Source organism: Nitrincola tibetensis, assembly GCF_003284585.1.
Taxonomy (GTDB): Bacteria; Pseudomonadota; Gammaproteobacteria; order Pseudomonadales; family Balneatricaceae; genus Nitrincola; species Nitrincola tibetensis.
Genome location: NZ_QKRX01000013.1, coordinates 44,447 through 58,363 on the forward strand (window position 1 = coordinate 44,447; position 13,917 = coordinate 58,363).

Consider the following 13,917-nt stretch of genomic DNA (forward strand, 5'->3'; position numbering starts at 1 on the left):
TATCTTGATCATATATTGGCTGAGATTATATTGCATCTAATACCACCAAATGGAGATATGGCAATGAGTTCACCGATTGTAATCACAGGTATGGGCATCGTCAGCCCTCTCGGCATTCATGTTGATGCTGTATGGCAACGACTTTTATCCGGTGTCTCAGGCATTCGCCCTATTGAACATTTCGACACCACCGACTTTCCCGTTCAAATTGCGGGACAGGTTCCCAGTCAGTTGCAGGACCCTGAAGGGGGGTTAGATGAGCTGTCTGTCGTCGGCATCAAAGAGCGTAAGAAAATGGATAAATTTACCCTTTTCACACTCGCTGCCGCGCAAGAAGCACTGGAGCAGGCTGGCTGGCACACACAGTCAGAAGAAGACAAACAGAGCACGGCGACGGTCATTGGCACTGGCATCGGTGGGTTTCCAACGATTACAAATGCTTATCAGACGCTGATAAGCCGCGGATATAAAAAAATATCGCCCTTTACTGTCCCCTCATTTCTGGCCAATTTGGCGGCTGGTAATGTATCCATCAAGTACGGTTTCAAGGGACCCATTGGTTGTCCGATCACGGCCTGTGCGGCTGGATTGCAGGCGATTGGCGACGGTATGCGCCTTATCCGTAGCGGCGAGGCAAATATTGCGCTAGTGGGTGGCGCTGAAAGCTGCGTCGACCCGCTCGCTCTTGCCAGTTTTCATGCGATGAAAGCCCTATCAACGTTGAATGAAACACCACAAGAAGCATCGCGCCCATTTGATCAGGCACGTGACGGCTTTGTCATGGGCGAAGGCGCTGGCTTACTTGTTATCGAAACGCTTGAACATGCCCTTGCACGTGGCGCCACACCTCTCGCCATGATCAGTGGTTACGGCACCAGTGCAGATGCGCACCATATTTCCTCAGGACCGGAAGATGGATCAGGAGCAGCGACCGCCATCCACCGAGCACTAAAAATGGCAGGACTTCAACCTGAAGATGTGGATTACATCAATGCACATGCCACTTCTACGCCTGTCGGTGACAATGCAGAAATCGCTGCGTTACGAAGTGTTTTCGCCGAGCGGCTACCTCACATCCCAATCTCGGCGACTAAGTCTGCCACTGGACACCTTCTCGGAGCGGCTGGTGGAGTTGAAAGTATTTTTACAGCGCTATCAGTCATGGAAGGAAAACTTCCACCCACGTTGAATTTGCAGCAAGCCGATCAAGGCATGGAAGACCTCGACTTAGTACCTGACTTGAATCGTCATCACGACGTTAAACATGCTTTGTGCAATGCATTTGGCTTTGGCGGGGTCAATGCGGCACTGATCATCAGTCGTCTATAAGACACTGAATGACGACGTGAAATAAAATTAACCAAACATTGGTGACAGCATTTTAAGCTTAAGCGCTAAAGTCATCATGGGTGAAATGCAATGGGGGTCAATAGCAACACATTAAAGGCTTACAACATTTTCGGGCTTTAGTAAGCCCGAAAATGTTAACGATTGCATAATTATGCTTTAAAAACTTCAACAGGAGTGGAGTAATAAAAGTCACTGTGCCTCAGTCTTTTTTGTGAGCATGAGTAGTTTTCGAATAATCCTTAAGACCAACACACATGCAACACCTAACGCCATCAGCTCTGCCAGCGGGATGGTGATCCAGACACCCTCATTACCCATAAATTTGGGTAAAAGTGCCACACCAAGTAGCTAAACTTGCACCCATCGTGCCCATATCGGTGCCTAAAACGAAATACAAGCTCAGGGCAACATTGATGATCACAATCGAGGTCATAATCATCATCGAAAACTTGGGATGCCCCAGCGCCTTCAACATAACATCTGAGTAAAAGCATAAGGTAATTGGAAGAATGAAGGGCACAAGTCCTTTGAAATAAGCCAGCGCATGAGGCAATAGTCGCTCATCCGCCCCCAAATGTTGCGTTAAGGGTTCTGCAAACATCAGTAAAGCACCTGTAGAAACCAAGCTAACCAATACCAACGACCACATACTTAAGAAAAAGCTTACTGACAGGGCTATGTTCTAATAAATGTCTGTTATCTAAATTACTTTGCATGTGTGGCTCCATTTCCTAATGGCCTTCCTAGATATCTGCAATGATCAAATGTTGTAAGGAGACTGAAATAGCTGGGGCGGATAAAGGTCACCCAGATCAAGATCCTGATACGTCTTAAACGCTGAGGGCTGATGAAGTCTGCATACGATTTTTTTAGACACAACGAAGGAACGAAAGCGTAACCTAAGAAACGCTCCCGTCAAAAATACACCTAAGACCTAGAAAGAGTCACTCGCTTTCACGAATGACTCCTAATCATGGCGCTAGACTTTGCGTAACACCACTGAACCAACAGAGTAACCAGCACCAAACGAACTCAGCAAGCACAAATCACCTGATTCTAATCCATCACGATAGCGCTCAAATGCAATGATCGAAGCTGCGGAACTCGTGTTACCAAACTCATGCAAAATGGTTGGCGCTTCATCTTGCGTAGGATCACGCCCCAGCACCTTACGCGCGATGAGACTGTTCATATTGATGTTGGCTTGGTGCAACCATAATCGACGAAGATCCGACGGCGGCAGCTTGAGCGAATTCAAATGATCAAGAATGAGATCTGCCACCATCGGCACCACATCTTTGAAAACCTTTCGCCCCTGCTGCACAAAATAAGTATCCGGTGCATCCAAGGAGCGATCTTCACACTTAGTGAGGAAACCAAAATTATTACGGATGTTGTTCGAAAAGGCTGTTTTCAGGCGCGTCCCCAGTATACGAAACTGCCGTGAACCCTGCGCAGTATCCGCTGGCTCAACAATCATCGCCGTACAGGCATCACCAAAAATAAAATGGCTGTCACGGTCGCGGTAATTTAAATGCGCCGAACAAATTTCTGGATTCACCACCAACACACGTGAAGCACTGCCTGCCTGAAGAGTGTTATCAGCCAATTGCAAAGCAAATGTAGCGGAGGAGCAGGCAACATTCATATCAAACGCAAAGCCACCCGCCCCCAATGCCTGCTGAACTTCAATTGCCACCGCAGGGTAGGCCCGCTGCAAATTGGAGCAGGCAACAATCACGCAATCCAGATCAGCACCCGACAAGCCCGCCTCATCCAACGCCAACTGAGCAGCCTTCACGGCTATTTCAGCTTGTAGACTCAGACTGTCATTGGCTCGTGGTGCAACATAGGGTTTCATCCGCTTTGGATCAAGAATACCCTGTTTATCGATCACGTAGCGACTAAGAATACCCGATGCTTTGTCAATAAATGCCGTAGATGAGGGCTGCAACTCTGCCAGCTCACCTTGCGCTATCTCCGCGCTGTTCTGCGCATTGTAGTCAGCCACAAAAAGGTTAAACGATTCCACCAATTCATCATTATTGATGGTATCGATAGGCGTATACAGTCCTACACCACTAATTACATTATTCAAACGGGGCACTCCGAGTAAAATATCTACCAAATACGTTCGCCCTGCCTGCTTATCTGTTCAGACGAAAGCGCTTACGCATTCTGCTGTATGTAACAGGCTAAATCCAGCCTCTCTTCGACAGGACCCTCTAAAATGATCTTGCACTATAGCCCGACACCTACTTATGTGCATTTCGATATAGAGCACTGAACTCACCCACAAGACGAGGATTGGCATCCCCTTCCGACATGGTATCATAGCGAAGCCACCGCCTCCCAACCCAATTCTGAGCTCTTATGCATACAACTGCTTTGCCTATTGATGACGTTCTTCCTCAACTCTGTGAAGCCCTGCAAACACCTGGTGTCGTATTGTTAAGCGCAGAGCCAGGAGCAGGTAAAACCACTCGAGTTCCTTTAGCTTTATTAGATGCGCCTTGGCTGATTGGGCAGCGTATTTTAATGCTCGAACCTAGGCGTGTTGCTGCACGTAATGCGGCGCTGTTTATGGCGCAACAATGTAGCGAAACGGTTGGAGAAACGGTCGGCTATCGTATTCGTTTAGATTCAAAAATTAGCCAAAAAACCCGCATTGAAGTTGTCACAGAAGGCATTTTAACGCGTTTACTTCAAGACGACCCTGAATTAACTGGCGTAGGTTTAGTTATTTTTGATGAGTTCCATGAGCGCAATTTACAATCGGATCTTGCGCTTGCTCTGGTGCACCATAGTCAACAGGTATTGCGACCAGACCTGCGCATATTGATCATGTCGGCCACATTGGATGTGCAAACACTCACATCCGCTTTAGATGCGCCTTTAATCCAAAGCAAGGGACGCAGCTTTCCAGTCAGTGTGCATTACCAACCACCCCTGAATACTCAAACATCACTGATTGATCATTGCGCTCAGGTTGTCCGTCAGGCATTGACCCATGAAGGGGATATTTTAGTGTTCCTTCCTGGTGTTTGGGAAATCAATCAGCTGCAAAATGCCCTACAAAACCTCGCTACAGATATTCAAGTCGCCCCCTTGCACGCGCAACTCAGTAATAAAGAGCAAGAAATCGCATTAAAACCCGCTGACACAGGAAAACGAAAAATCATCCTGGCGACAAACATTGCCGAGAGCTCAATTACCTTAGAGGGCGTTAGAACTGTCATAGATAGCGGCTTAGAAAAGCGCAATGTATTTCATGTCAGCAGCGGTTTGAATGAACTGAAAACGCGTCGCATATCACGGGCATCCGCGGAGCAACGCTGCGGTAGAGCGGGTCGACAAGCAGCAGGAGTTTGCTATCGCTTATGGCCAGAAAGCACTCATGAGCGTTTAGATGCATACATTCGTGCTGATATTGTAGAGGCTGACCTAGCACCCTTACTGTTAGACCTCTTACTTTGGGGAGCCGAACCTTCAGAACTTTTTTGGCTAACACCTCCTCCCCTTGCATCCTTACAGCAAGCACGTGATCTCTTGCAACAATTAGGACTGATCACACAGGATCAGGCACGCTTAACAGAACAGGGCCGAGCCTGTGCAAGCTTAGGCATTGAACCGCGCTGGGCACATGCACTTGTTTGCGCACAGCGCCTTGGACAGGGAAAAGCAGCTTGCGAGATTATCGCCCTTATTCAGGAGTGGCCAAACAGTCTGCGCAAAAGTGACGATTTGATACGCCTACTCACTCAGGCGCATAAACACAGTCTCTGGCAACAGCGAGTTGATCCCTTATCGAGACGTTTATGGCAACAGCTTCAATCCTTGGCAATCTCTGCGCCTCCGGAAAGCTTAATCAGCCAAGAAGAACTTCCTGCTTTGCTGGTCGCGCTGGCATTTCCAGATCGAATCGCGCGTCGACGTGATCACAATCTGCATTTTCTGTTAAGCAATGGTCGAGGAGCAGAACTCTTACCCCAATCGGATCTAGTGTCAGCTGACTGGTTGGCCTGCGCAGATTTCAGTATTAACCAAACAACGCGTATTCGCCTAGCGTGCGAACTATCCGGCAATCATTTGGAGTTACTGCAATCCTTAGCCCCGCAAATGTTCAGTCAGCGCACTCAGATCGGATGGCAGGACAACGGTCAGCACATCGCCCGCCGATCGTTGCATTTAGGCCAGCTTCAAATCAGCAGCGCGCCCTTGCCCGAATTAAGTGCAGATGATTGGCATAAGGCTTGGAAGGACATCATCAATGAGCGCGGAATAAACTGTCTTCCTTGGCCGGCAGCTGCAGTAAACTTAAGAGCTCGATTGAACTTACTTCATGAATATGAAGGCGGCGACTGGCCAGACGTCAGCGACACTGCCTTATTGGGTTCTATGTCTACTTGGTTGTTACCTTTTTTAACTCAAGCACGCCATCTACGCGACTTGGATAAACTGGACACCTATTCCGCCCTACTCTGTTTATTAAGTTGGGAGCAACAGCAACAACTTGATCAACTTCTACCTCTTCAGATTAAAGTACCTAGCGGTTCAAACGTTACCGTAAATTACACACACAACCCGCCCATACTGGCGGTAAAATTACAAGAAATGTTCGGCTACGAAGGCCAACCCACGGTGCTAAAAGGTCGTTTACCCTTACTGATACACTTATTATCACCTGCACGCCGCCCCTTACAGATCACAGGAGACCTCCCGCATTTTTGGCGGCATGCGTACACAGAGGTGCGTAAAGAAATGCGAGGACGCTATCCGAAACACCCCTGGCCTGAAAATCCACTCAGCGCGGAAGCCACCCGCTTAACAAAAGCGGCTATAGCACGGAAATCAGGCGCTCAATGAGTCATATCGATTAAACCAAAGGGTAACAGGAAATTAGCGCCAACTTTTTGTGGCAAAACTAAATGAAAAGGATGTATTGAAAATGATTTTACTCAACGATATTTATCGAGGACTAAAATTAAAGGAAATAAAATAAGATGGTCGGAGTGGAGGGATTCGAACCCCCGACCCTCTGGTCCCAAACCAGATGCGCTACCAAACTGCGCTACACTCCGTGCCCGTGAAGACGGTGCGTACTATATGGATAACTCATTTAAAATGCAAGCACTTTTTTAAAGTCATTCGTTTAAATGTATCGACATCACCCGCCCTGGTGATTCATCTGTCAGCAACCACAAACGTCCTTCCGCGTCTTGACGTATATCTCGGATTCGACGGCCTAGCCCTTTAAACATCTGTTCAACCTCAACAACAGACTCTGGTTGTTGCGCCGAATCAATCGATACACGGGACACCAAACGATGGCTGAGAGCACCAGATAACAACTGTCCTTGCCATTCTGGAAAATCATCCCCTGTATAAAACGTTATGCCACTGGGTGCTATTGAAGGCGTCCAATACAGCAAAGGAGACTCCATTCCCGGAAGGGTTTGATGAGGCGAAATTGAAAATCCTGTGTAATTAATTCCATGCGTTGCTTTTGGCCAACCGTAATTGAGAGACGGTTTAATCAGGTTAATCTCATCACCGCCTCTTGGCCCATGTTCATGAGACCAGATATCGCCTGTTTCGGGGTGCAGCACCAAGCCTTGTGGATTCCGATGCCCCCATGAATAGATCTCAGGTTTGGCTTGGGGGTTATCAACGAAGGGGTTGTCATCCGGAATTCGACCGTCATCATGAAGGCGTATAATGCTGCCAGCGTGATCCGCCAGATCCTGTGCTCGATCCATTTCACCTCGATCGCCTACTGACAGGTATAAATAGCCAGCACGATCAAACAACAGACGTCCACCAAAATGACGTCCTCCTGAAGATCGAGGCAGTGCTTCAAAGATATCTTCATGATCGGTAAGACGCCCGTCTTGATAACGAGCACGGATCACACGCGTTGTTAGACCTTCAGCGGTTCTATCTGAAAAAGATAAATACAACCAACGGTTCTCTTCAAACGCGGGATGCAAGGCAATGTCGAGCAATCCCCCCTGCCCAGAAGCCGCCACTTCAGGCACTCCCTCAACAGGCCTATCAAGCAGAATGCCCTCTTCTATTAAACGTAAACGACCTGGACGCTCCGTTACCAAAATCCCACCTTCAGGCAAAAATGCAAGAGACCATGGGTGTGCCAAACTATCAGCATGCGTCTTTAAGTGCACTGGATAGATGTCTGTCGAAAAACGATCATTGCTCCACCCCAAAGAGGAATGAACACCCAAAGTCAAACAGACTAAAAGCGAACACGTCTTTAATTTCATGAAATTAGCTCCTGTTTCAACTGCAAATGCGCCATCTTATCTCTGACAACTCAATCACTTTTAAATTCAAACTGACTGGTCTACTATAGACTAACCTTAGGCTTATGACTAAATATGCACACTGCACGAACAAAGGTAATAAACGTCTTCCATTTCTGGAAAATATAAATATAAAGGTCTTATTATGAATTCAAAGAACCTTCTAACAGCTCTAGCAGCAAGCTCTTTCCTGTTAATGAGTAGCCCGACCTTCTCGCAAGAAACACGTGAGTTTTCAGTCTCAACCGTTTTATCGGATGCCTTTCCCTGGGGGCAAGCAGCGGTGAAATGGGCAGAGCTCGTTGAAGAGCGCTCAGAAGGACGCATGAAACTAACCATTTATCCAAATGCGCAACTGGTCTCTGGTGACCAAACCCGTGAGTTTTCGGCTATGCGCAGTGGCATCATCGATATGGCCGTTGCATCGACCATTAACTGGTCGCCTCAAGTCCCCGAACTCAACCTCTTTTCCCTGCCTTTCTTAATGCCTGATGCAGCTGCCATTGATGCAATCACACAGGGCGAGGCTGGACAGGCTATTTTTGAGGCCATTGAAAAACGCGGTGTCATTCCACTCGCGTGGGGTGAGAACGGTTTTCGTGAGCTTTCCAACTCCCGTGGCCCTATCAGTCAACCCGATGACCTTAAGGGCTTGAAAGTTCGTGTAGTCGGCTCACCCTTGTTCCTAGACACATTCAACACGCTTGGCGCGAACCCAACCCAAATGAGCTGGGCCGATGCGCAACCTGCACTCACTACCGGAGCCGTTGATGGACAAGAAAACCCTCTGTCCGTTTTCGACGTTGCACGTATTGACCAAGTAGGCCAAAAACACCTGACCCTATGGCGCTATATGGCCGACCCCTTGGTATTTGGTGTTAACCAACGCGTTTGGAACTCACTATCAACTGAGGACCAAACACTGTTGAAAGAGGCCGCAATTGAAGCTGGCGCGTGGGAAATTGCCAAATCACGTGCTGAACTGGTTGAAACCTTAGAGCGCATCAAGGAACGTGGTGTTGAGGTATCCGAACTCACACCCGAACAGCACTCCGCATTTGTCGAAGCGACGCAAAGTGTTTACGAAAAATGGGTTCCACGCATTGGCGAGGATCTGTTTACCAAGGCAAAAGCGGCTGTAGACGCGCGTTAATTTAGCCTCCGGTATCTGCGTAAGCCACAGATACCGGAGCTCATATATGGCTTGAATCCCCCCTCATCATGTCAAACCCTAAATCGAGACCTGAATCCTGGATTGCTGCAATAGCCTTATCGGCTATCTGCTTAATCAGTCTAGGTAACGTTGTTGTTCGATATACGACCAACGCCTCCTTTGCCTTTACTGAAGAATTTTCGGTTTTTTTGTTGGTGGTGTTAACCTTTGCAGGTGCGGCGGTTGCTGCCCGTCATAATGAACATATCCGCATTACCTTTATTGAAGACAAGCTTCCGCTTTTTTGGAGGCGAATACTGCTCATCGCCCAGGCCTTCTTTAGCCTGATTCTGCTAAGTCTGATTACTTGGTATGGAGGGTTGCTAACCTATGAAGAATATCAATGGGAGTCCCTTTCTCCGGGACTTGGCTATCCCACTTGGATCTATCTGATCTGGCTTCCCATCCTCTCGCTGGCGATGATGTATCGATTACTTCAAAGCCTGATTGAGCGCCTTAAGCTCGCCGACACAGGAGCGGATCAATGAGTCCAGACTTAATTATGTTACTGGTCTTTGTGGTAATGATGCTCATGGGGGTTCCGGTCGCCTTCGCCTTGGGGCTCGGTGGCGCGGCAGGCATTGTTGTTGGCTTATCGCCAGACATGCTAGCAACACTTGGCACTAACACCTACAACAGCATTGCGAAATACCCTTTAATTGCCATTCCACTATTTATCTTAACGGGTCTGATTTTTGAACGTGCAGGGGTCGCAGCAAGCTTAGTTCGCTTTGCTCAATCCTTAATCGGACCACGCCACGGTGGTTTAGCGCTGGTCGCTGTCATTGTCTGCTTAATCATGGGCGGCATGAGTGGATCTGGCCCTGCCGATGCCGCCGCTGTTGCTATGGTGATGTTGCCCAGCATGACGAAAGCGGGCTATCCAAAACCTTTTTCGGCCTCTTTAATTGCAGCATCCGCCTCCACCGCCATTTTAATCCCGCCTTCAATTGCGCTGATTCTCTATTCAGTCGTCATGCCAGGTGTTGATCTTAGAGCGCTATTTGCGGCAGGTTTATTTCCAGGTATTTTGGCAGGTTTATCCTTACTCATTCCCGCTTGGTGGATGGCAAAGCGCCATGGTTGGGAACACCCTGACTCTGGCGAGCGCCCGCCAATTAAAGAAAGCTTTATTCAGGCCATCCCAGCACTGTTCGCGCCTGTTTTAATCCTAGGTGGTTTGCGCTCTGGGCTTTTCACACCAACTGAAGCCGCTGTCGTCGCCGTCACTTATGGCTTTTTAATTGGTGTTTTTGTCTACAAGCAACTGAATTTCAAAGCAATCGGTGCCTTGATGACCGATGCCGCACGCATTTCAGGCGTGGTCATGATTATCATCTCGCTCGCTGGAATATTTGCATGGGCAGGCACAACCCTCGGGACATTCAACAGCCTCGCCAATGTTCTGCTCAGCTTATCGGATAACAGTTGGGTATTATTGCTCTTAATCATGCTTCTGGTATTAATCGCGGGCATGTTTTTAGATGCCGTCTCTATCTATTTGATTATCACCCCGATCCTGATTCCGTTGGTGAATCACTTTGGCTGGAATCCGGTTTGGTTCGGCATTTTGCTGGCAATGAACATTGCCATAGGCCAGTTTACTCCGCCCGTCGCTGTCAATTTAATGGTCACGACCAAGGTTGCTGAGATAGGACTGGAACGAACCTTCTTATGGGCCTTATTGTTTATGGTCACCATGTTCGTATCCTTATTATTGGTCATGCTCATTCCGGGTATTGCTCTTTGGCTGCCAGATAAGCTTGGATTTGTCGTCGGCCCTTGGTAAGTCAACCCTTTAGTTAAATCAACCTATATTGGAGTCATGTAAATGGACATAATTGAGATTCAGCACCCAAGTTGCCACGCGCGTATCGCTTTGCAAGGCGCACAATTACTTGAATGGACACCCCATGGCTGCGATCACTCCTTACTTTGGTGCACGCCCCATCAGTATTTTCAACCAGGGCGTGCCATACGTGGAGGCGTACCCATTTGCTGGCCTTGGTTTAATAAGCAAGGCCAGCCCTCACATGGATTCGCCCGTACTGAACGCTGGAGCCTTTGCGCACAAGAAACACTGTCTGACCGAGTCATTGTCACCCTAGAGCTTAAAGACTCCGAACACACACGTGAACTCTGGCCCCACTCTTTTCATTTACGACTGACCCTTTCGCTCGGTCACGAATGCCAAATTGACCTTAACATCGATTGCCAAGCCACAAATACAGGCGCACTGCATACGTATTTGAACGTAGGTGATGTTCAAAACACGCTCGTCAACGGCCTAGGCTTAGAGTATTTCGACAGCCTCACTCAACAAAATGTAAAAATCGACAGCATTGATACCCCCGAGCTTAACATCAATCAAGCCGTTGATCGCATTTACACGGCCCCCTCACCTATATCCCTGGTGAAGAGTCCTTTATTTCCGAGCGCGATTGTAGTTGAACACCAGCATCATCAGGAAGTCGTCGTTTGGAATCCATGGCGAGAAGGCGCTCACGCCTTGAGCGATATGGAGACAGAAAGCTTTCAGAAAATGCTCTGCGTGGAGACAGCGAGCATCTCACGCCCCTTAAACAAGCAACTTTCCATGACACTTCGCCTCGCAGCTGACCTTTAGCCCTCAGATAAAATAAAGGTAAATTTACTATTTTTATTAGAAATAAAACCCTAAAAAGATAAAAGTATTGGTATATTTAACAAAATAATGATAAAAATTTACCTATCTTATTTCTGATCAATAATAACTAAAAGGATCTGCACTATGTCTCGAATTTACGAATCGGATGCCTGGCAAACACTCAAGGAACGTGCTGATAAAGCAAATCGCCCTCATCTCCGAGAGTTATTTACGGCCGATCCGAATCGCTTTGAAAAAATGTCGCTCAGAGTACAAAACATTCTTCTGGATTACTCAAAGAATCTGATTGATGACGAAACCTTAAACGACCTACTGGACTTAGCCAACGAAGCCAAGGTCGATGATTGGCGTCGTCGGATGTTCCAAGGGGACCGCATCAACATCACTGAGGATCGAGCGGTACTCCACACCGCCTTGCGTAATCGGACCAATACGCCTGTCTACGTGGATGGAAAAAATGTCATGCCTGCCGTTAACAACGAGCTGGCTCGCATCAAGAAGTTTGTCAATCAGGTGCGCAGAGGCGAATGGCGTGGTTATTCAGGTAAGCGCATTACCGATGTTGTGAACTTAGGGATTGGTGGGTCAGATCTCGGTCCGCGTATGGTCACCCAAGCATTAAAACCCTATGCCGATGATCGCATTCGTGTCCATTTTGTCTCCAATGTCGACGGTGTTGAAATCGCAAACACACTGCGCCCACTCAACCCTGAACGGGTATTGTTTGTCGTTGCATCTAAAACCTTCACCACCAGCGAAACCATGACCAATGCCCACACGGCACGCAACTGGCTTATGTCATCCGCATTCGATGAACGCGCCGTTGCAAAGCACTTCATTGCCGTATCGAGCAACAAAGAAGCGATCAAAGCATTTGGAATCAGTGCAGAAAACAGCTTTCAAATGTGGGATTGGGTCGGAGGACGCTTTTCTCTCTGGTCTGCGATTGGCCTTCCCATCGCGCTGTATTTAGGCTTTAGCCAGTTCGAAGAGTTGCTGACTGGTGCTCACGAGATGGACATTCACTTTAGAGATGAACCGCTTGAACAGAATGCCCCCGTATTAATGGCCTTAATTAGTATTTGGAACAGCACCTTCTTAGGCTACCAGTCCCAAGCTATTCTTCCTTATAACTGGCCGCTGGCACGCTTTTCAGCCTATCTTCAGCAAGCGGAAATGGAAAGTAATGGCAAGTCTGTCAATCATAAAGGTGAAGTGGTTCCCCATACCACAGGATCAATCATTTGGGGGCAACTAGGGATAGATGGCCAACACGCGTTCTATCAATACTTACATCAAAGCAACACCATCGTTCCGGCAGACTTTATTGGCTCAGTGGAGAGCAGCACTCCAGTACCAGGACATCATGAAAACCTGATGGCTAATTTTTTTGCTCAAACCGAAGCCCTGATGAATGGCATTACCGCAGAGGAAGTCAAAGAGGATCTGCGCAAGCAAGGCTTAGATGCCGATGAAATTGAGCGCTTGGTGCCTCATAAAATTCATAGCGGCAATCGACCAACAAATACCCTTTTGTTGCAACGTTTAGATCCTCGCACTCTTGGTGCATTGATCGCTCTTTATGAACACAAGATTTTTGTACAGGGCGTGATCTGGAATATTTGCTCATTTGATCAATGGGGTGTAGAACTGGGTAAAACCCTAGCTAAGAAAATACTTCCCGTCCTGACTGGAAAAATTGAAAATGCAGGACACGATTCATCGACAAGCAACTTGATTCGCCACTTTCAAGAACAGCGAATCTTGCTGTCTCAGCAGCAGCCTGATCGCATCGACAAAGAGAACCGACATGATTAAGCGCAAAGAAATTGTCATGCCTGCACGTAAGCGCATTGCGCTGATCGCACATGACAATATGAAAGCAGACTTACTGACATGGGTAGAAGGCAACTTAAGCCAACTTAAACAACATGAAATCTTTGCTACGGGCACCACCGGGCACTTATTAAAAAATCAACTGGGATTAGACGTGCACGCTATGATCAGCGGCCCATTGGGCGGCGATCAACAGATAGGTGCAATGTTGACAACCCAAAACATCGACATGGTGATTTTCTTTTGGGACCCCTTTGAAGCCATGCCTCATGATCCCGATGTTAAAGCACTGCTAAGACTGGCATCGGTCTGGAATGTCCCTGTGGCCTGCAACCGAACAACAGCCGACTTTTTAATTAGCTCCCCACTGTTTGCAACAGCGCACTCCTACGAGATTCCAGACTACGAATCCTATCTACGCGAACGCACTCAGACTTAACGGCAATCCACCTGTTCACTCATATTATACAGCAGAATGAACAGGTGGAATTTTATGAACATTACGCAAGCGCTTGTCTAGTAAGCTTAACGAAACCACTAGACTCAACAAA

At 47.7% G+C, this 13,917-nt stretch carries 11 protein-coding genes and 1 tRNA gene; 8 read left to right on the forward strand and 4 right to left on the reverse strand.

Annotated elements, in window-relative coordinates; genetic code table 11:
* Positions 1-63 precede the first annotated feature (63 nt).
* Positions 64-1,329, forward strand: coding sequence for a beta-ketoacyl-ACP synthase II (fabF, locus tag DN062_RS15085; RefSeq protein WP_112160136.1), 1,266 nt, complete (start codon positions 64-66; stop codon positions 1,327-1,329).
* Positions 1,330-1,660: 331 nt separating this feature from the next.
* Here the strand turns inward: fabF and DN062_RS15090 are convergent, their stop codons facing one another.
* A complete protein-coding gene (locus DN062_RS15090; RefSeq protein ID WP_338039982.1) occupies positions 1,661-2,029 on the reverse strand; it encodes an MATE family efflux transporter in 369 nt (122 codons plus the stop codon).
* 300 nt (positions 2,030-2,329) lie between these two features.
* The gene (locus DN062_RS15095; protein ID WP_112160138.1) at positions 2,330-3,448 is read right to left on the reverse strand and encodes a beta-ketoacyl-ACP synthase III; all 1,119 of its coding nucleotides are present in this window, start codon (positions 3,446-3,448) and stop codon (positions 2,330-2,332) included.
* Positions 3,449-3,723: 275 nt separating this feature from the next.
* Between DN062_RS15095 and hrpB the strand changes: the two genes are divergently transcribed.
* Positions 3,724-6,216 (forward strand): ATP-dependent helicase HrpB, encoded by a 2,493-nt coding sequence (gene hrpB, locus DN062_RS15100; protein ID WP_112160139.1) that lies wholly within the window; start codon positions 3,724-3,726, stop codon positions 6,214-6,216.
* Between the two features lie 138 nt (positions 6,217-6,354).
* On the opposite strand, the gene DN062_RS15105 is transcribed toward hrpB, so the two are convergent.
* Together DN062_RS15105 and DN062_RS15110 are read right to left on the reverse strand one after the other, a co-directional pair.
* Positions 6,355-6,431 (reverse strand) — tRNA-Pro (locus DN062_RS15105).
* Between the two features lie 63 nt (positions 6,432-6,494).
* Complete coding sequence (locus DN062_RS15110) at positions 6,495-7,631, reverse strand: PQQ-dependent sugar dehydrogenase (RefSeq protein WP_112160140.1); 1,137 nt, start codon at positions 7,629-7,631, stop codon at positions 6,495-6,497.
* Between the two features lie 184 nt (positions 7,632-7,815).
* Between DN062_RS15110 and DN062_RS15115 the strand changes: the two genes are divergently transcribed.
* From DN062_RS15115 to DN062_RS15140, 6 genes are all read left to right on the forward strand, one after another.
* On the forward strand, positions 7,816-8,823 hold the full coding sequence (locus tag DN062_RS15115) for a DctP family TRAP transporter solute-binding subunit (protein WP_112160141.1): 1,008 nt from the start codon (positions 7,816-7,818) through the stop codon (positions 8,821-8,823).
* Between the two features lie 68 nt (positions 8,824-8,891).
* The gene (locus DN062_RS15120) at positions 8,892-9,371 is read left to right on the forward strand and encodes a TRAP transporter small permease (protein ID WP_112160142.1); all 480 of its coding nucleotides are present in this window, start codon (positions 8,892-8,894) and stop codon (positions 9,369-9,371) included.
* Positions 9,368-10,672 (forward strand): TRAP transporter large permease, encoded by a 1,305-nt coding sequence (locus DN062_RS15125; RefSeq protein WP_112160143.1) that lies wholly within the window; start codon positions 9,368-9,370, stop codon positions 10,670-10,672. Before DN062_RS15120 ends, DN062_RS15125 begins: the two co-directional genes overlap by 4 nt.
* Before the next feature lie 42 nt (positions 10,673-10,714).
* Positions 10,715-11,509, forward strand: coding sequence for a D-hexose-6-phosphate mutarotase (locus DN062_RS15130; RefSeq protein WP_112160144.1), 795 nt, complete (start codon positions 10,715-10,717; stop codon positions 11,507-11,509).
* Positions 11,510-11,653: 144 nt separating this feature from the next.
* Entirely contained in the window at positions 11,654-13,348 is a 1,695-nt protein-coding gene (gene pgi, locus DN062_RS15135) for a glucose-6-phosphate isomerase (RefSeq protein ID WP_112160145.1), read from the forward strand.
* A complete protein-coding gene (locus DN062_RS15140) occupies positions 13,341-13,805 on the forward strand; it encodes a methylglyoxal synthase (protein WP_112160146.1) in 465 nt (154 codons plus the stop codon). Before pgi ends, DN062_RS15140 begins: the two co-directional genes overlap by 8 nt.
* Positions 13,806-13,917: the final 112 nt, after the last annotated feature.

What these genes read in the sequence shown, in the direction of transcription:
- fabF (WP_112160136.1), top strand. Translation starts at nt 64, where the DNA reads ATGAGTTCACCGATTGTAATCACAGGTATGGGCATCGTCAGCCCTCTC.
- DN062_RS15140 (WP_112160146.1), top strand. Translation starts at nt 13,341, where the DNA reads ATGATTAAGCGCAAAGAAATTGTCATGCCTGCACGTAAGCGCATTGCG.
- DN062_RS15110 (WP_112160140.1), bottom strand. Translation starts at nt 7,631, where the DNA reads ATGAAATTAAAGACGTGTTCGCTTTTAGTCTGTTTGACTTTGGGTGTT.
- pgi (WP_112160145.1), top strand. Translation starts at nt 11,654, where the DNA reads ATGTCTCGAATTTACGAATCGGATGCCTGGCAAACACTCAAGGAACGT.
- hrpB (WP_112160139.1), top strand. Translation starts at nt 3,724, where the DNA reads ATGCATACAACTGCTTTGCCTATTGATGACGTTCTTCCTCAACTCTGT.
- DN062_RS15120 (WP_112160142.1), top strand. Translation starts at nt 8,892, where the DNA reads ATGTCAAACCCTAAATCGAGACCTGAATCCTGGATTGCTGCAATAGCC.
- DN062_RS15130 (WP_112160144.1), top strand. Translation starts at nt 10,715, where the DNA reads ATGGACATAATTGAGATTCAGCACCCAAGTTGCCACGCGCGTATCGCT.
- DN062_RS15115 (WP_112160141.1), top strand. Translation starts at nt 7,816, where the DNA reads ATGAATTCAAAGAACCTTCTAACAGCTCTAGCAGCAAGCTCTTTCCTG.
- DN062_RS15125 (WP_112160143.1), top strand. Translation starts at nt 9,368, where the DNA reads ATGAGTCCAGACTTAATTATGTTACTGGTCTTTGTGGTAATGATGCTC.